The 18,056-nt window shown below is 34.8% G+C and carries 17 protein-coding genes and 2 pseudogenes; 6 read left to right on the top strand and 13 right to left on the bottom strand.

The window, feature by feature from the left end; all coding sequences use genetic code 11:
* Positions 1 to 8: 8 nt before the first annotated feature.
* The 3 genes from THEXY_RS03375 to THEXY_RS03365 all read right to left on the bottom strand — a co-directional run bounded on the left by THEXY_RS03375 (position 9) and on the right by THEXY_RS03365 (position 2,977).
* Positions 9 to 785 carry a basic amino acid ABC transporter substrate-binding protein gene (locus tag THEXY_RS03375; protein ID WP_013787447.1) on the bottom strand — a complete coding sequence of 259 codons (777 nt, stop codon included), beginning with the start codon at positions 783 to 785 and terminating at the stop codon, positions 9 to 11.
* A 401-nt stretch (positions 786 to 1,186) separates the two neighbouring features.
* Complete coding sequence (locus THEXY_RS03370; RefSeq protein ID WP_013787446.1) at positions 1,187 to 2,596, bottom strand: ISLre2-like element ISTxy1 family transposase; 1,410 nt, start codon at positions 2,594 to 2,596, stop codon at positions 1,187 to 1,189.
* Between the two features lie 96 nt (positions 2,597 to 2,692).
* Positions 2,693 to 2,977, bottom strand: a complete 285-nt coding sequence (locus THEXY_RS03365) for a hypothetical protein (protein ID WP_013787445.1) — start codon at positions 2,975 to 2,977, stop codon at positions 2,693 to 2,695.
* Positions 2,978 to 3,159: 182 nt separating this feature from the next.
* Between THEXY_RS03365 and THEXY_RS13015 the strand changes: the two are divergent.
* Positions 3,160 to 3,714, top strand: a pseudogene (locus THEXY_RS13015) (transposase); the annotation flags it as partial.
* 191 nt (positions 3,715 to 3,905) lie between these two features.
* On the opposite strand, the gene THEXY_RS03355 reads toward THEXY_RS13015, so the two are convergent.
* The gene (locus THEXY_RS03355) at positions 3,906 to 4,373 is read right to left on the bottom strand and encodes an MBL fold metallo-hydrolase (protein ID WP_013787444.1); all 468 of its coding nucleotides are present in this window, start codon (positions 4,371 to 4,373) and stop codon (positions 3,906 to 3,908) included.
* Positions 4,374 to 4,900: 527 nt separating this feature from the next.
* Between THEXY_RS03355 and THEXY_RS03350 the strand changes: the two genes are divergently transcribed.
* From THEXY_RS03350 to THEXY_RS13005, 4 genes are all read left to right on the top strand, one after another.
* Positions 4,901 to 6,193: an IS110 family RNA-guided transposase gene (locus THEXY_RS03350; protein WP_013787443.1), complete on the top strand. Its 1,293-nt coding sequence runs from the start codon at positions 4,901 to 4,903 to the stop codon at positions 6,191 to 6,193.
* Positions 6,194 to 6,463: 270 nt separating this feature from the next.
* Entirely contained in the window at positions 6,464 to 6,994 is a 531-nt protein-coding gene (locus tag THEXY_RS03345; RefSeq protein ID WP_013787442.1) for a helix-turn-helix domain-containing protein, read from the top strand.
* A complete protein-coding gene (locus THEXY_RS13010; protein WP_083815319.1) occupies positions 6,990 to 7,361 on the top strand; it encodes a transposase in 372 nt (123 codons plus the stop codon). Before THEXY_RS03345 ends, THEXY_RS13010 begins: the two co-directional genes overlap by 5 nt.
* Complete coding sequence (locus tag THEXY_RS13005; protein ID WP_083815318.1) at positions 7,321 to 7,410, top strand: transposase; 90 nt, start codon at positions 7,321 to 7,323, stop codon at positions 7,408 to 7,410. Before THEXY_RS13010 ends, THEXY_RS13005 begins: the two co-directional genes overlap by 41 nt.
* 316 nt (positions 7,411 to 7,726) lie before the next feature.
* On the opposite strand, the gene THEXY_RS03335 is transcribed toward THEXY_RS13005, so the two are convergent.
* Positions 7,727 to 8,281: a TetR/AcrR family transcriptional regulator gene (locus THEXY_RS03335; RefSeq protein WP_013787441.1), complete on the bottom strand. Its 555-nt coding sequence runs from the start codon at positions 8,279 to 8,281 to the stop codon at positions 7,727 to 7,729.
* A gap of 123 nt (positions 8,282 to 8,404) precedes the next feature.
* Here THEXY_RS03335 and THEXY_RS03330 point away from each other — a divergent pair, with 123 nt between their 5' ends.
* Positions 8,405 to 9,058 carry an HXXEE domain-containing protein gene (locus THEXY_RS03330; RefSeq protein ID WP_013787440.1) on the top strand — a complete coding sequence of 218 codons (654 nt, stop codon included), beginning with the start codon at positions 8,405 to 8,407 and terminating at the stop codon, positions 9,056 to 9,058.
* Positions 9,059 to 9,697: 639 nt separating this feature from the next.
* On the opposite strand, the gene THEXY_RS03325 is transcribed toward THEXY_RS03330, so the two are convergent.
* The 8 genes and pseudogenes from THEXY_RS03325 to pfkA form a co-directional block, all read right to left on the bottom strand.
* Positions 9,698 to 10,021: a hypothetical protein gene (locus THEXY_RS03325; protein WP_013787439.1), complete on the bottom strand. Its 324-nt coding sequence runs from the start codon at positions 10,019 to 10,021 to the stop codon at positions 9,698 to 9,700.
* Between the two features lie 14 nt (positions 10,022 to 10,035).
* Positions 10,036 to 10,488 carry a recombinase family protein gene (locus THEXY_RS12720; protein WP_230197656.1) on the bottom strand — a complete coding sequence of 151 codons (453 nt, stop codon included), beginning with the start codon at positions 10,486 to 10,488 and terminating at the stop codon, positions 10,036 to 10,038.
* Positions 10,483 to 10,905, bottom strand: a pseudogene (locus THEXY_RS12715) (recombinase family protein); the annotation flags it as partial. The pseudogene THEXY_RS12715 and the gene THEXY_RS12720, both read right to left, overlap by 6 nt.
* Before the next feature lie 185 nt (positions 10,906 to 11,090).
* Positions 11,091 to 12,452 carry a 23S rRNA (uracil(1939)-C(5))-methyltransferase RlmD gene (gene rlmD / locus THEXY_RS03315; RefSeq protein WP_013787438.1) on the bottom strand — a complete coding sequence of 454 codons (1,362 nt, stop codon included), beginning with the start codon at positions 12,450 to 12,452 and terminating at the stop codon, positions 11,091 to 11,093.
* A 99-nt stretch (positions 12,453 to 12,551) separates the two neighbouring features.
* Positions 12,552 to 14,663, bottom strand: a complete 2,112-nt coding sequence (locus THEXY_RS03310) for a glucan 1,4-alpha-glucosidase (RefSeq protein WP_013787437.1) — start codon at positions 14,661 to 14,663, stop codon at positions 12,552 to 12,554.
* 169 nt (positions 14,664 to 14,832) lie between these two features.
* A complete protein-coding gene (locus THEXY_RS03305; protein WP_013787436.1) occupies positions 14,833 to 15,258 on the bottom strand; it encodes an acyl-CoA thioesterase in 426 nt (141 codons plus the stop codon).
* Between the two features lie 46 nt (positions 15,259 to 15,304).
* A complete protein-coding gene (gene pyk / locus THEXY_RS03300; RefSeq protein WP_013787435.1) occupies positions 15,305 to 17,056 on the bottom strand; it encodes a pyruvate kinase in 1,752 nt (583 codons plus the stop codon).
* A gap of 11 nt (positions 17,057 to 17,067) precedes the next feature.
* Positions 17,068 to 18,033 carry a 6-phosphofructokinase gene (pfkA, locus tag THEXY_RS03295; RefSeq protein ID WP_013787434.1) on the bottom strand — a complete coding sequence of 322 codons (966 nt, stop codon included), beginning with the start codon at positions 18,031 to 18,033 and terminating at the stop codon, positions 17,068 to 17,070.
* Positions 18,034 to 18,056 lie beyond the last annotated feature (23 nt).

Below are 18,056 nucleotides of genomic sequence, written 5' to 3'. Positions count from 1 at the left end.
AAGAGGCTTTATTTTCCCATCCATTTGTTTAACATTTTTTCGTATTCACCACTGTCTTTAAGGTCTTTTATTACACTGTTTATCTGGTTTACAAGATCTTGATTTCCTTTTGCGACTGCGACTGAGTATCCTGGCACTGCTTCATTTATCTCTTTAATGTGAAGCATCTTCATGTCTTTATACTCTTTTAAGTATGCATCCGCAATTGTGCTTTCCATCAATATAGCGTCTACTCTGCCATTTTCCAATGACAAAAATGCATCACCTAATCTATTTAGCTCTTTTATGTCTATTCCCTTTATCTTCTTAGCTGCATCATCAGACGTAGTGCCAAGCTGTACAGCTACCGTCTTGCCTTTCAAGTCATTTAAATTATTTATATTGCTGGAATTTTTCACGACTAAAACCTGCTCAGAATTATAATACTCATCAGAAAAGTCAACATTTTTCTTCCTCTCTGGTGTGGCATTCATACCTGCGATAGCCATGTCAATCTGGCCACTTTGAAGAGCTGGAATAAGCCCTGTAAAGTCCATATCTTTTATCTCCAGTTTTACACCTAACTTTTTGGCAATTGCATTGGCTAAATCTACATCAAAGCCCATTATAGTATCTTTACCATTGACAACTTTGTGAAATTCAAACGGTGGAAAATCAGCACTGGTACCCATGACGATAACTCCTGATTTTTTCACTCTGCTTAACGTAGACTGTTTCGAACAACCGCTTAGCGCGATTGACATAATAGTGACAAGAATTAGAGATATTATCAACCTTTTTTTCAATTTTTTCTCCTCCCGACAACAGATAATTTACTAAATAATTATACTATCACATGCATAATATTGCAATATATTTTTTAACTCATGATCGTGTCAAGTATTTTTAGGTTTTTTTGAAAAAAAGACCTCACTATCACTCTAAGGATGAGTATTGATAGCTGGATTTTAAGAAAAGTTTTTAGTGTTGAAGTCTCTTAACTTCTTGATAGCATAAAATCGCCACTCACTCTATAATCTTTGATTTTCTTTTAATATCTCACTCATTCTCAGATTCTCACGCTCTTCAAAGAAGCCATCATGTATATCAATGCTATTTATTCATGAATTTTACATGTGATAGGTAACCCAAATAAGCTCCCCATAATAATAACTAAAACTACAATCTTCAATATATATGCATACTTTTAAATGGCATTTCTCAATAGTAATGATTTTATAGCCTGACTTGTTAATGTTTTTTTATTTTGCAATATTGGCAAGCTTATTATGTTTTCATAAGTTGATTTTATTTTCTTTAGTTGTTGTTTCGCTTTATACACTGTTTGCTTTGGTATTTCTATTGGCTTTAAGCTTTCATATTGCTGTTTTAATACGACACCTTTCAGCGATATGCCGCTTGCTTTTATTGCTCTTAATTTTGCCATTTTGTGAGCTCCAACCTTGCTCCATGAAATTGGTCTGCTTGATAGTCTCTCTGAAAGTACATGACTTACATGACTTTCTGCACTGCATCCTGTTATTTCTTTTTTGTAAAGGCTGTATGAATTTATTCCATCCCAATTGTTATTTATATATGTTTGGCACTTCGTTACGGGATTTTCTGTTCCGTTTAATTCTAGTTCTTTGTATTTTTGTGTTAAAAGCTCATTGACTTTTTGTTTATCTGCTTTAAATATGGCTTTCCATAATTCTCTCTTTGTTTTTTTATCTTCTTTTATTGCAGCTGTTATGTATTTTTGTAGATGAAATAGGTCTAATACGTATACGGCGTTAGGCAGATATTTTACTCCGAATTTTATCCATTCCGCTCCATCTCCAGATACGTATATGCGTTTTATTTTGTCTTCGTTATATGTGCTTGCAATGTACTCCCATACTTCTTTCCATAACTCTTCTACTTTATCTCCTTCGTATACACCGGAAAAGTATACGGCATTTTTTAGTTCATTTCTGCCTTTTGTTATTGTTTGTTTTCCTTCATGTACGTATATTAATTTTACAATGTCTGGTTTGCCGTTTTGAAGATGTATATGATCTTCATCAGCTTCTATGTATAAAGTTTCTATTTCTTTTTTAGTCTTTGGCTTTTCATATGTTTGAAGGTTGTCTATTTTTCTTAATGTGTTCATTACTGTTTGCCGGCTTACATTGCAGTTAGCTCCATTTCTTTTAAGTTCCTGAGTGGTTTTTTGATATGAGAGTATTGTAGAAAGATCCGTTATATCAGCTTTAAGCTCAGCATCTATTCTTTCATATTTTTGGATGCCAGCAGCTTTATCTACGAGATATGCCTTCTCTCCTGTTTCTTTGTTTTTATAGTACCGTCTTTTGTATGTGATATCTCCAAATGCAGTTGTTATTGTCCTTTCACAATCTTTTTGGACTACCACCCAGTTTTTCCTTTTGTATTTATCTTTATATATGCTTTGATCAAGTTCATGAAGTACATCTGCACAAATCTCTTTTCCTAATTCATTTAGAATTTTTTTAAGTTCTTCTTCAAATTCCAAATAGGTATATTTTCCATCAAGTAATCCAATAATTTTTTCTACAACAAGCAGGAATTTTTGAAGTGTATGTTGAATTATTTTCATAAGACCTCACCTTCCTATTTATTTTCTAACTCATCCTCTTGGGAGGATGGTGAGGTCTTATTTCTACATTTCATCGCTATTTTCCTGCTTTTTCACCTAAAAAAATTTTACACTAAGCTTAAAAACACGCCTAATAGTGTCAATACGAGGAATTTTAGTCTTTTTAGGTAATACTTTTTTAAATTTACCTTTTTTAAGCCAATGTTCCAACCTATTAAAACTCCTTATTTGAAGCATAAATCCAAATAATACTACAAAGGTAACTGTTGAAATTTTTACTGAAGATTTTGCTCTTTTATCTTTTAGGGTATTGATTTTTTCTCCAAGATGGTATATCTTAGAGAAGTAAATAAGCATTTGTTTTAAATAACTTTTGTTCATTTTATCAGCATCCTTTCTATTTAGGTTGTCGCAAAACATATTATAGAAAGGATGCTTTTATTTTGCAAATTTTTTTCAATTTCCAGTAAAAAACGGAAAATCACATATTTCTAGCTGCTCTTAGTTAAATTATATAAATCAACGTGTTTATCACTCTATAAATTTTTAAATGCGAAATCTCTGGAGCATTAAAAACCAATCGTATTATCTATCCACAAGGTATCAGAATTCAGATAAAAGATTTTGCCCAATATATCGAAAAGAACGAAGTTTGCCTCGTTACAGTAAACGGTTCTAATTACTGGGTATATCGCTATGAAGGAGCCTTAAATGGAATAGATAATGCTGTAGTAGTATTGTGTTGGCCTGAGAAAGCTTTTAAAAATCAGAATGCTCTACATGCATTTATCTGTACTGATACTGAATTAGATACCGAGACTATTCTAAATTACTACAGTCAAAGATGGCCTATAGAAATATTCTTTAGGCAGACAAAGAATAATCTTGGACTAAATACATATCAAGTACGCTCAACAAAATCAATAGATAGATTATTATGACTTATATCATTGACATACCTGTATTGTACGACTTCAGGCGACGAATATTGCAAATTTGGGCAAGGAATAAAAATAGTACGCAAAGAAGTACAAAAGCAGCGTGTTCAATGGCTATATGAGCAAGCTAATAATAAAGTACCTATTGATGAAATTTTAGAAGAACTACAGTTAGCATAGGCGTAGTGTATCTATTTTATGGTAATATTTGTTATCAATTTTTCTCATCTATAGTATTTACTATGTTTTTACTGTAGTTTTCATAGAAATAAACACTAAAAATAGTATGAATGTAACTGCCAATATGAAGATTGTTGATCATACCAGAAAGATTTTTACACATCTATCCTTCTAACGCTTACTATCATACATTAACATTCCTTTTTATAAAGGCCGCTGTGGTAGCAAATTACATACTTAACATCATATCCGCCTATCTTTTCAATCGACTTTAGATTCATGTCATCGTCAAAATTAATATCCTTTGATGAAGGGACAAGTTTTCCGTCTTTAATGTTTAGCATGTCGCCTGTAATCAACACTTTGTTCTTTTTTAAATAAAGGCAAACGTGCCCTAATGTATGACCAGGGGTATGTATTACATCAATACCACCACAAAATGGCAGTTCTTCGCCATCATTTAATGCCACATCGACTTTTGTCCTATTTTTATCAAATGATGACTTCATCTTATTGAATATTCCTTTCATTTCGTCAGGTAATGCATTCAATTTTGATTCAAGCTGAGCTAATTTTAATGGTTTCAAGTCACCTTCAATGTATGGTTTCTCATCGACATGTGCCATAACCTTTGCTATACCTTGCAATTCTTTTACCATATCTGATAAATTTCCTATGAAATTTCCAACATCACAACATTATCGCCAATTTTCATACAAACTCCTCCTAGTATAATATATTTGTAACAAAGTTACATGATTTATATCAAATCGGGAGTTAATACACCGAACAATAATTTAACATGACCTTTCCATGTTCGGATTTATTCTAATGCTCAACTCCCATATTATGCATATCTTGGCTTAAATTACTTTATATGTCACATCTTAAAAGTCATTTAAGTTGCTTTTAAATAAATAATTTGGGATATCCTTTAAGCCGGTATAGACTTAAGCTTTAAATTTGTGTACAATCTTCTCTGAATAGAGGATAAATGAAATTCCTCCTGGGCGATCATCCTTATGGTCTATACCCGTGAAATAGCTAATTATTCCATTTAGTGAGGATTAATGTTTTGGCTGGTTGGGACCGGCTTTTCGGGATACCCGCGTCACATGCTAGGTTGTTTACTCACTAAATAGAATGGATACTCTTATTCACTTTTACTTAAAGGAGTTGTTGTTTTATGAGTTTTTTGCCTAATTATATTAGTGTTGGTATTGATGTCGCTGCTGATTTTAGCTGGTTTTGCATCTTGTCACCCGATGGAAGGGAGTTTAAAAAGCCTTTTAAGGTTGAACACGATAATGCTGATTCCCTTAAAAATGCTGTTCTGACAATTAAAAAGGCAGAAGAGCATTTCTCCATGAAATCTAAGATATTTCTGGAGTCTACGGGAATCTACCATTTCCCACTCTTCTGCCACCTAAAAGAATTAGGATTTGAGGTTTTTGTTATTAATCCTCTCATTACTAATTCTAACAAAAATATTGGTATAAGAAAAGTGAAGAATGATAGACTTGATGCAAAACGTATTGCTGTTATTGGTTATTCGCCTGACACTAAGGTTTCTGTTATGCCTGCTGAGTTAATTTTAAATCTTAGATGTTTATGCAGAGAGTACTATAGCCTTGTCGATAATCGTACTTCTTATGTGAATAAACTTAAAGCTCAATTGCATATTGTTTTCCCTGGTTTCTGCAAGGTTTTCTCTGATATTACTGGAATCACAGCTATCTCTCTGTTGAAAAATTTCCTAACACCAGAAGATGTCATTAATGCTCAGCCTGATGAAATAATTAAACTTATTTCAACGTCATCAAGAAAAGGCTTGAATTATGCTAAAGCTAAGTATGATAAGTTATTTAAAGCTGCTAAAAATGCTTTGAATTTTAGGTATAATTTACCTTCTGTCTATGACATACTAAAAGTGTATATTTATTTCATAGAAGAATTTGATAAAAAGATTAACCTGGTATTATCTGAAATCAAGGCATTTGTGGATGAAAATAAGTCTGAAAAATTTGTACAGCAAATTTATTACCTTGATTCTATACCTGGTGTTGGTTTTCTCTCAGCGGTTACTCTTATGTGTGAAATAGGCGATTTTTCAGCATTTAGAAAACCTAAGCAGCTTTTTGCATATTTTGGTGTAGATCCTTCTGTTAATGAATCTGGACATTTTAAAGGTAATGACAATAAAATGTCCAAAAGAGGTTCTAAAATTGCTAGGCGTGTTCTCTATGCCATTGCTTTAGCTTCTGTAAGAGTTAAAAGAAATGGTATAGCAATAAATCCTGTACTTTATGATTATTACCAGAAAAAGAAGGAATCAAAACCTAAAAAAGTAGCTCTTGGAGCTGTTATGCACAAGATTTCAGATATTGTATTTGCTGTTCTAAGGGATAATAAGCCTTTTGTATTAAAGACACCTGATGAACACAAACAACAATATCAGAACATTCATAAAGCTGCTTAAAGTCTTGCACTATACTTGGAAATAGCTATTAACTATATTAAGTTTTCAAAGTTCGGCTCTTAATTGAGTTTGTTTGCTATACCCTTTTTTACAACGTAAAAAATTTTAAATTTCTTTTTAAAACCTATTGACTTTTACTAGCTGGTCTATTTAAAAACAATTTTTAAATAATCATGAAGATTTATAGTTTAAATACTATATATGAGTGTAGAATAATTCCGAAATGTTCGATATATATAAGAGAAAATATATATCGGGGAGTATTTACAAATGAAAAAGAAAAGTATTATTAAAAATGAACATGGGCAGACCATAAAGAGTTTAAAGAAATTCAAAAGAGGACTTAAAGATTCAAGGAAAATAGACCGTATTAATGTTATTATTCTTGCATTTCGAGGGAAGAATCGGCTGGAGATAGCAAAAATACTTGGGTTTAACAATCAAACCTTTGGAGAATATGTGAAAAAATACAATGAAGGCGGCTTGGAGGAATTGCTGACCATAGGGAAGGCACCTGGACGTATTCCGAAAATCATTCCTGACATTCAGGAGGAGTTAAAGGAAGTAATTTTAAAGACACCAAGTGAAATCGGGTATGCTGTAAATGTAAACTGGAATTCAAGAATTATCGCTCAATATGTAAAAGATGTTTATAATATTAATATTGAAGCCTCAAGCATTAGACGATTGATGAAGCGGATGGGTTTTACTTATACCAGGCCCACATATGTTTTGATGAAAGCAGACGAAGAAGAGCAGAAAAAATTTGAGGAAAAGTTTGAAGATATGAAAAAACATTAAAAGAGATGAAGTAATTCTTTTCGAAGATGAATGTAAAATCAGGGATTATCAAGCCATTACAGCTACTTGGTTTTTAAAAGGGCATCAGAGAATTGTTAAGACATATGGGCATCACATAGGAGTCGGAATATTTGGAGTTATTGACTATTTTACAGGGGATATTATATATTCCGAAACTGAGACGTTGGATGCACAATCATTTTTGGACTTTTTAAGAAAGGTTGTGGAAGCCTATCCTGGCAAGAAAATAAAGATGATTTTGGACAATGGGAGAATTCATTATGCCAAACTGCTGAAAGAATTCAAAGAGAAGCACAAATGCAAATTTGGAATTTATCTTTTTACCGCCTTACTCACCAAATCTTAATAGGATTGAAGGATTGTGGAAATGGTTGAAGGAAACTGTCAATATATAATGCTTTTTATAAAACTAGAAAGGAAATTAGTAATGTTATAAAACGATTTATAAATACTATTTCCAAGAATAAATCAGCCATTATTAAAAGGTTATGTTGGTAATTTCGAAATTATATTACACGAGTATATATCTACGAGGAAAAATTCACCGTGGAATTCAAGTCAGGCGTGACGGTGGATGTGGAGATGTGGAAGGATAAGGGAAAAACGAGCAAGGCACTCTACTGAATTACATCGTAGGGTGCTTTGTATTATTTTGTATTTGATTTCACAAACAAAATTAGAATTTATAGAGCATCGTATTATATTTAATTTCTACCTTATGTAGGAAGAAGCTCCTTTGAATAACATAGAACGCAACATGACAACCATTTCTTTTGAAGGAATAGGCTTGCCTAGATTGTACCACTTTGTGATAGCTGACAGCATTCCCGATATTGCAAATTCAAACATCAAATCCATATGAGCCTTATCTCTTTTTATTTCAAGTTTGTCAAAAATAATGAAACTAAGAGCAGATTTTAATTTTTCAGCAAACATAGGATCACCGTTTTTGCTTAACAACACACTAATATATTCACCTTTCAAATCATACAGTTGTGCCATCTGTTCAATAAAATCATCTCCAATCGATGAAACAAGACTTAGCTTAACATTATCAGATATATATTGAATTAGTGAATCCTCCAACTGATTGAGTAAATCATAGACATCGACAAAATACTGATAAAATGTGCTTCTATTGTAGCCAGCTTTTTCAGTAATATCTTTTATAGTAATTTTTCTTATGTCGTTTTCACGATATAACTGCCAAAAAGAATCCATCAATATGGCTTTTGTACGTTCTGTTACTTCTGGTTGTTTTTTCATGTACATCCCCTCTTATTATATCATCCAACAATTTGAACATATCTGATGGTTGATGAATCATTAACACGTAGTATAATTAAATTATACAACACAATGTTGGATGATGTAAAGGAGGAAATTATTATGAGATTATTATGTAGACATTGGTATAACATAGGCGCAGTGATTATGGTAGGAACAATTGCATATCTCGCAGTATTTTGGGGGCAACTGGATATGCTAGTCCGTCTGCAATTGATGAGCTTTATAGCAATTCTGTTTCATCAGTTTGAGGAATATGGATTTCCGGGTGGAGAGCCAGCTATCATAAATATCGTTCTGCAAAGCAGTGATATTCCAGACAGGTATCCACTGAATCAACTTTCTGCTATGTTAACAAATGTAATCGTAACTTATACTTGCTACTTACTTCCCGTTTTCTTCCCAAAAGTTATTTGGCTCGGACTTATGCCAATGTTGTTTGGTTTTATGCAATTTATGGTTCATGGAATAATGACCAATATAAAAATGAAATCCATCTATAATCCCGGTTTAGGTGCTGTTGTGTTTTTACATTATCCTATCGGAATCTATTACATTTACTACATTGTTTCAAACGGATTAGTCAGTGGAACGGATTGGATTTTAGCAATTGTTTATATGTTGGCAACTGCTGCAATTGTAGTCAATGGTCTGACATACAAGATAATGCCGAACAAGAATACAAAATACGTTTTCGATAAGGTTGAAATGGAACGATTCCATGTAAAGGAAAGAATGGCTAGACTGACTAAGTAGATGTTCATCTAATAAATTAAAAACCAGTTTACTTATTTTAATAAAAAAGTGGACTGCTTTTTAGACATTGTGACTGATATTATATAATCTGTACTATAAATTTCTGTTTATCCCTGCAATAGCGGCATGTTTTTACTAACATCCAACCTGCTCTCTCAACCCTTAAAGAATCAGAAAAACATCAAAATTGACCACTCATGAACCACCGACATCTAAATCGCTCTGTCACAAGGTTAAAAGCTTGTTTCGATATGTTCCCACTAAGCCAAAAATCAAGTATTTCACACTTCAGATTTCAACCTCATAATTACAGAAAAGGCTTATATAAAGGCTTTCCATACCTACTCCTTCTAAGCCCTCGTTATCAATACTACGCACTCCACATGTGATTTTTAGGTTATTTGGGGAACATGTCCAAAATCAACGAAAACGCTTGATTTTAAAGGCTTTTTCTTTGCTATTCAAAAAGCCGGCATCCAAGTCGTCATCTCACATAAGTAGGCTATTTGTATTTTCTATCACTAAATGGCTTTGTCACATTAGTGCACTAATGATATTCTTAGCATCGTATCAATCAAACTGGGATTTTATCTTTTGCCTGTTTTTATAAAACAAAGAAACTTTTCAACATCATCAAAATCATCGTAATCTCCCATTAATGCCCTCACGATGATAAACAATACCAAGCTTTTCATTGCGCTCAAGGCAATCTAAAAGCATTTCCTGACCGTATCTCTTTGCAAATAGAGTGAATCCGTAAGGCTTTATTTTTGTCAAAAGACCCTTTCGACAATCTTCTCCACAATTAAAACAATGTTCATAAAACTTCTTTATCAAGCATTTTCTATTTTCACACCAATCTTTATCAGGGCACTCCCCTGAATTGCATCCATGACACGTTTTGTTTTCAGAACACAAACAACAGGCAAGTCCGCACCTTGCAATACCATATTCTCGTTTCATAATTCCTCCACAAATTAGAATTCCTTTTTCTTCTTCGAACTATATTTCTTACTGCTGCGATGCGTACCGTCATCATCTGTGACGATATTGCTTCGCTTTTTCTTTTCTTCCTGAACAGCCACGAACTCGCTCTGCTTTATAATCGGCGGATGGCATTCTTTTATCTGATACTTATATTCCTGCGTTGCAGAGTCCAAAAACGTGACCGTACCTGTGTACTTCTCATTTTCAAGCATCTTCTCTATAGAGCGCTTGCTCCACGTTCCTTTACCAGCAGGGGAAGGAATACCTGCATCTGATAGTTTCTTTATTATACCAAGCACACTGTCACCATCAAGATACCAACGGAATATATCCCGTACCACCTTAGCCTGTTCATCGTCAATTACAAGTTCTCCGTCTTTATTCTTTGTATAGCCGTAAAGCTTTCTTTTGTAAAGTCCGGATGTACCGTTTGCCGCTCTCATGGCAAGTCCCATACGAATATTCTCGCTTCGGCTTTCATTTTCAGCCTGAGCCAAGGATTCCATCACTGAAATCATAAGATTGCTGTCGACTTCATCAGTGTCCAGGTTTTCTTGTTCAAAAATAATCCTGACACCGGCTGCCTTCAGCTTGTTGATTGCTGATAAAGTCTCTACAGTATCCCTGCCAAATCTGCTAATGCTTTTGGTGAGAACAACGGAGATATTGTGAGCTTCGCATTCTCGAATCAACTACTCAAATTCACGTCGAGGGATTTCTCCTTTCGCTGATGCAATATCGATAAAAACATCTACCAGTCGCCATTGGCTGACATTCGCAACTGCTCTCGTCAAAGCGGAAATCTGCGCCGCAAGGCTATAAAGCTGTTCTTTTTCATTTGTACTTACCCTGCAATAGATTCCGACTTTCTTTTACAAGCGGTCATTCCTTGCCGGAATATACCAGATTTTCGAATCCATCAGCCCACCTCCTTGTCTTGATTTAGCCTAATTTTATCACAATTTAGCGCCAATGATAAGTAGGTTATATTTGCCCTTCAACTGTGCAAAAACACAATATATTGAGTAATAACTGTTGCAATTCACTATATATTGCGTGACATCAATACTACGCACTCCACATGATACGTGTATGGAAACATGTCAACTGGTTGTACTTTTTTTGTTCTATATCCATTGTCTTCAAAAATTCTCAAATCCCTTGCTAATGTAGTCGGGTTACACGAGACGTAAATTATTTTTTCAGGATTCATTTTTATCGATGCTTCTACAACATCTTTGTCTAATCCTTTCCTTGGTGGATCGAACACTATGACATCAGGCTTTAAACCTTTATTACAAAGTTCTATCATGATATCTTCTGCTTTTCCAGCAATGAATTCTGCATTATTTACTCCATTTATGGCTGCATTTTGCCTCGCATCTTCTACAGCATCTGGTATTACCTCTATTCCGTACACTTTTCGCGCATGTTTTGCAAAAAATATAGATATTGTGCCTATACCGCAGTACACGTCAAAGACAATTTCATCGCCTTTTAAATCTGCATATTCTAATGCTTTCTCATACAACACTTTGGTTTGAACGGGATTTACTTGAAAGAACGACAAAGGAGATATTTCAAATTTTTTATCTCCAATAAAATCAGTAATATAATCATCACCATATATGACAATATTTTCGTTACCCATAACTTGTTTTCCATTACTTCTATTTACATTTAAAACAACACTTTTTAAGTTTTCAATTTTTCCTTTAAGCCGGCTTACAAGTTCTTTTTTGTGTGGAATATCTCTGCTATTCGCCACAATAATAACCATGACTTCTTTTGTTGCAAAGCCAACTTTAGTTATCACGTGCCTTAAAAACCCTTTCCCAGTTTTTTTGTCGTAAACTGTAATCTTATAGTCGTTTGCCCACTCTACAACAGTTTTCATTGCATTGACACTGACACTACTTTGAATCATACAAGAATCAATGCCAACCACTTCATGTGATTTAGATGCATAAAATCCTCCTTCTATCTTGCCATTTTTAATGCTTAATGGATATTCTGCCTTATCTCTATAATGCAGTGGGTCAGCCATGCCTATCGTATCAAATACGACAATATCAATTTTCCCAATTCTTTTCAAGCTTTCTCCCACTACATGTTTTTTAAATTCTAACTGTCCGCTGTATGTTAGATGCTGAAGTGTACAGCCACCACATTTATCAGCATATTGGCATTTAGGCACAATTCTTTTTTCTGATGGCTCTAATATTTTTTCCACATGTGCATTTAAGTAATTTTTGTGTTTTTCATCTATTTTGGCTAAGACCTTCTCACCTTGTAAAGCACCTTTCACAAAAACGGCAATTCCATCTAACCTTCCAACGCCCTGTCCTTCATGTGCCATATTGTCAATGTATATTTCGTATATATCGCCAATGCTTACATTTTGCAATAATTATCACTCCAAATTCATATTCTCATACACAATTATACTCTATTTAAACAATGAAAAACAGATTTCCCGGATATAGTCATCCGGAAAATCTGTGTATCACTTTGAAGCATACCTTTTATAAACGATGTCTGGCATATCAAGCACTTTGTGTTCTATATTTGATGCAAATAATATTACATATTCTGCATGTGCCCAGTTAAGAGGTGATGCTGAATCAGTAGGAAGTCCAGTATCTTCCCATACTTGCTCTGATATTATGCCGCTTTCGTTTGCAAAATTCTCCATAGCTTTTACATAAGATGTTGCATCTTTTCCCGCAGCAATTTCATACATACCTTTTTCACCTGTCAAGAGAGGCCACAATCTTCCCTTTCCAGTTCCATGATACAATTCCGTTTTGGACATCTCGCCATATCCATCATGATTGTACCTGTACCATGACGGTCCTTTCGGCGTTTCAACTTTTATTGTTTCATCTACGACTTTCAGCGTATTTAATATTTTAGGGTCATCTGCTGATTTTACTCCAAGCCTTACAAGCTCAAGAAAACTTGGATCTACGATTTCTTTTTGGTCGTATACACCACCACCATTCGCTATACTTATCATGAAATCAGCATTCGGATCTGGAAGCCCCGCTATCCTTATATAGTAGTGGCCATCTCCCAATGGACCTTTTTCTGTGTAAGTTAGGCTGTCAATAAGCCTTTGCCAATTGTCCGCCTTTTCTTGATATTTTTTAGCAGATTCAAAATCTTTATTTTGTTCAGCTATATATGCAGCACATGTAAGTCCTGCTACTTCCGAAGCCATCGTTGCTGGTGAATATCCACCTATTTCTTCCCATCTTTCTTGTCCCGTCTTAGGACCTATTTTTACGATGAAATCAGCTAAAGGCTTGACAAGGCTTTCATAAAGATCGTATCTTTTAAGCCTGTAACTTAATATTATTGGGTCCGCCTGCTCATCAAGCTGTATACCTGTCCAATATGGCTTACCATTTATCCATGTATTTTGAGGAATCATACCATTGTCTTTCACTACTTTGACTAAATAATCAAGTGCTCTATTTGCCGAATCAGTATCACCAGCAACAATAAATGCATTTGCTACATGGTACAGATCTCTTGACCATACAAGATGGTAGCCACCGATATTGTCATCTTCTTGACCATCACCCCATGGAATTGATAGGGATGCTATATATGCACCCTTGTTTGTCTTGTCTTCACTTGCCTTTAATATCATCATGCTGTTAAAATACAGTGAATTTGCTTTTCCCCCAAAGTTATTAAGGCTATCGCAATACTTCTCCCATTCGTCTATATAAGCTTTCTTTAAGCTATCGTAATTATCATTTAAAGTTTCCATGTTTGTTTTTACTGCCTCGTCTTCACTTTGTCCAAAAGACAATACAATTTCAAATTGACTGTCTTTTTTAAGATCTACCTCAGCGCCTTCTATGATGTTACCTCTTGCACTATCGTAATTGTAAGTCATTTGCATATTTTTATATAGGTCTGTCACGATGTCATTTACTTTATAATACCCTATTGAGTACTTTTTCCATCCTATATCAGATGACAAAGCAGTATAAATTCCATCTCTTTTAGCAATTAACGCAACATTGCCATTTGCCTTAACTGCATATCCTTCATTGTATTTGCCCTGATTTTTTACATGAGGATCACACATTACGTAAAGCCTGTAATCATCAATATTGCCTTTTAAGGCTTCAAACTTCGCCTTAATTATGAGAGAATTCCTCTTTACATCAGTAAATACTTCTTTAGTTATCTTATATCGCCCATCTTTATCTGTGTTAATGATTTTATATCCCAACGATTTTTCAGTGAGTTTTTCGACTTTGACTATTGTGTCCTTTGTCTCATCTGAGACAAACGTTTTTCCGTCTGTCACAAAAAATTTAATATCCTTTACATCAGCAGTATCAATAGTGGGATAGTAAACCTCAGATATCGCTCCATCTGCGAGTGTAAACCATACTTTTGAAGTGTAGTTGTTTGCGGTTCCTATGCCTTGTTTCTGAGCTTTAGCCCAAGTATCAGTCTCACCCGGACCATTTACTGCTTGTACATTATTCAATCTCTCAATTTTAATGTTTGATATATTATTGTTAGCGCATCCACTTAGTACACTTGACGCAAGAAATAGTACAGGTAGATATTTTATAAGTTTTCTATTCAATTTCATCGCCTCCAATAACATTTTACATTATATCAACGATTTGTGCAATCGATTTTACATAGAGGCAAAAAAAATAGGGCGCAATGCCCATGATATAATCGGTTACCAATACCATTATAACCAATTTATTGAATTATATTCAAGCTTTTTACTTTTTATCTAATAATATCTAAACACCATCATCATAGCATTTATTCAACATTTCATAAACATGAGGCAAAACTTTTTTTATATTTACAGGTTTTCTGTCAAGTGTCGTAAATGGGTGTTCTGTCATGCCTTGTGCTAAAAGCTTATTTTCATCTTCTTTCACTATATCGTACTCAAACCTTATTCTGGTGCCTTTTAAAAATCCTATTTTTGTCTTTATAATTATTACATCATCATACTCTGCAGGCCAAAAGTATTTGCAATTAGCTTCTATCACTGGAAGCATGACATTATTTTGCTCTAATTCTCGATAAGTCATGCCTAAAGATCTGAAAAATTCTGTCCTACCTATTTCAAACCAGTTTAAATAATTTGCATGATACACTATGCTCATCTTATCTGTTTCCCCATATCTGACCCTTACTTTTGCATCATAAGTATACATTTCATTATCACCTCAAAAAATAAAGACAAGAAGATGACTTCCTGTCCTATTTTATATTCACTATGCCTTTGTAGACCAATCCTCTGGCAGTATCGAGAGTTACCGTCATTCCATCTTTTAGCTTAGCTGTTACTCCTTCACATCCTACAATGACAGGCAATCCATAGTTTAATCCAACTATTGCAGCATGTGACGTTAGTCCGCCTTCTTCTGTTATGATAGCCGAAGCCTTTTCAATTATAGGCATATAATCCCTTTCAGTTTTTTGAGCAACGATGATGTCTCCTTCTCTGAACTTATCTTTGTCCTTGTATGGATCTCTTATGATGGAAACAACACCACTTATGGATTTAGTACCTATGCCTGTGCCTTTTACTATTACATCTCCCACAATATGAACCTTCAACATATTTGTCGTGCCTGTAGTCGCGACAGGTATTCCTGCCGATATTACTACAATATCGCCATTTCGAATTAAGCCTTCACTTAAAGCCGTATTTACTGATACTTCTATCATTTCATCTGTAGAGCTGACTTCTTGTGATATGAGTGGATGTACACCCCATACGATGCTAAGCTTTCTTGCTACATCTTTGTTTGGCGTCACTGCAATTATAGGTGCTGACGGTCTATACTTAGACACCATTCGAGCAGTATAGCCTGATATTGTAGATGTAATAATGGCAGTCGCACCTATATCTCTTGCGGTAGTGCATGTAGCATGGCTTATAGCGTTTGTCATAGAAATATTGTAATCCACATTTTTATCTAAATTTTCTTTGTAATTTATATACGTTTCAATTTTTTCAGCTATCTTTGACATTGTCTTAAAAGCTTCTACCGGATATTTGCCTTGTGCTGTTTCACCAGACAACATTATCGCATCAGTACCGTCCAATATGGCATTGGCCACATCTGTCACCTCTGCCCTTGTGGGCCTTGGATTTCTTATCATAGAATCAAGCATCTGGGTAGCAGTGACAACTGGTTTACCTGCTTTATTGCATTTTTCAATTATCCTTTTCTGAACTATAGGTATTTCCTCTATAGGAATTTCAACACCTAAATCACCGCGGGCAACCATTATGCCGTCAGAAACCTTAATTATTTCGTCGATATTTTCCACACCTTCGCGATTTTCAATTTTTGATATAATAAGTATATGACCAGCGTCATTGTCTTCTAACAATCTCCTTATAGCTATTACATCCGCTGCTTTTCTAACAAAAGACGCTGCAATCATGTCGATTCCTTTTTTTATTCCAAACTCTATGTCATCTACATCTTTTTGCGTTATAGCAGGCAAATTAAGCTTTGTACCAGGCACATTTACACCTTTGTGGTCACCTATTGTACCAGAATTCTCCACAGTGCATATTATATCTTCGCCTTTTACGTCATTGACCTTCAATGATACTAACCCGTCATCAATCAATATGCGAGAACCTCTCCCCACATCTTGAGGAAGCCCCTTGTATGAAACAGAGCAAATAGTATTATCTCCTTCAATTTCCCTTGATGTCACCGTAAATGTCTGACCTTCTTTTAGCTCTGCAATACCGCCTTTAAATTTGCCAGTCCTTATTTCAGGTCCTTTTGTATCAAGCATAATTGCTATAGGCAGATTAAGCTCTTCTCTAATCTTTATAATATTATCTATCCTGCTTCCATGCTCTTCATGGTCACCATGTGAAAAATTCAGTCTGCAGATATTAAGACCACTTTCTATAAGCTCTCTCAATATCTCATACTTTTCACTGGCAGGACCAATCGTACATATTATCTTAGTTCTACGCATATCTTCACTCCTTAAATTGATAATATTTTGCTGAGTTCATAAAGCTTTAAATTAAACTCTTTTTTCATTGCCAATGCGGTATCAATATCATCATCAACAATCTGATTATTTCTTATACTTATTATCCTTTGAGATTTGTTTTCTAATAAAAGCTCTACAGCTCTTGATCCCATTTGGCTTGCCATAACCCTGTCCATGACAGTAGGTGCACCGCCTCTTTGTATGTGGCCCAGCGTCGTATGCCTTAAATCCAATTTTGGAAGCCTCTCTTGAATCATCTTTGATAGCTCAAGACCGCTCATTACGCCTTCAGCCAATACAATTATGTGATGCAGCTTGCCCCTCTTTATGCCATACGAAATTTTTTCACAAACTTCATCAATGTCAAATTTAACTTCAGGTATTATTATAATCTCTGCTCCTCCAGCAAGTCCTGCATAAAGCGCTATGTACCCAGCATTTCTTCCCATTACCTCTATAATGTTTGCTCTTTCGTGTGATGTTGCTGTGTCTCTAATCTTGTTTATAGCATCTATAGCAGTATTGCAAGCAGTATCAAAGCCAATTGTATAATCTGTACACGGTATATCATTGTCAATAGTTCCAGGGATACCGATTGTATTAACACCATGTTCATTGCTTAAAAGCTGTGCACCTCTAAAAGAACCGTCCCCCCCTATTACTACCAGACCCTCAATATTGTGCTTTTTCAATACCTCTGCAGCCCTAGCTCTTCCTTCTTTTGTCTTAAATTCTGCACTTCTGGCTGTGCGAAGTATTGTACCACCTCTTTGAATTATGTCTCCTACAGATGACAATGTCATGTCTTCTATCTCGTCGTCTATGAGCCCTTGATAACCTCTCATGATGCCTTTCACTGTTAGCCCGTTATATATGCCGCATCTTACTACTGCCCTTATAGCAGCATTCATGCCTGGTGCATCTCCACCACTTGTTAAAACACCTATTGTTCTCATAATATATCCTCCTTACCAACCGG

Source organism: Thermoanaerobacterium xylanolyticum LX-11 (assembly GCF_000189775.2).
GTDB lineage: Bacteria > Bacillota > Thermoanaerobacteria > Thermoanaerobacterales > Thermoanaerobacteraceae > Thermoanaerobacterium > Thermoanaerobacterium thermosulfurigenes.
The sequence above is the reverse complement of the archived record's forward strand: the minus strand, read 5'-3'. Positions and strand labels throughout refer to the sequence as shown.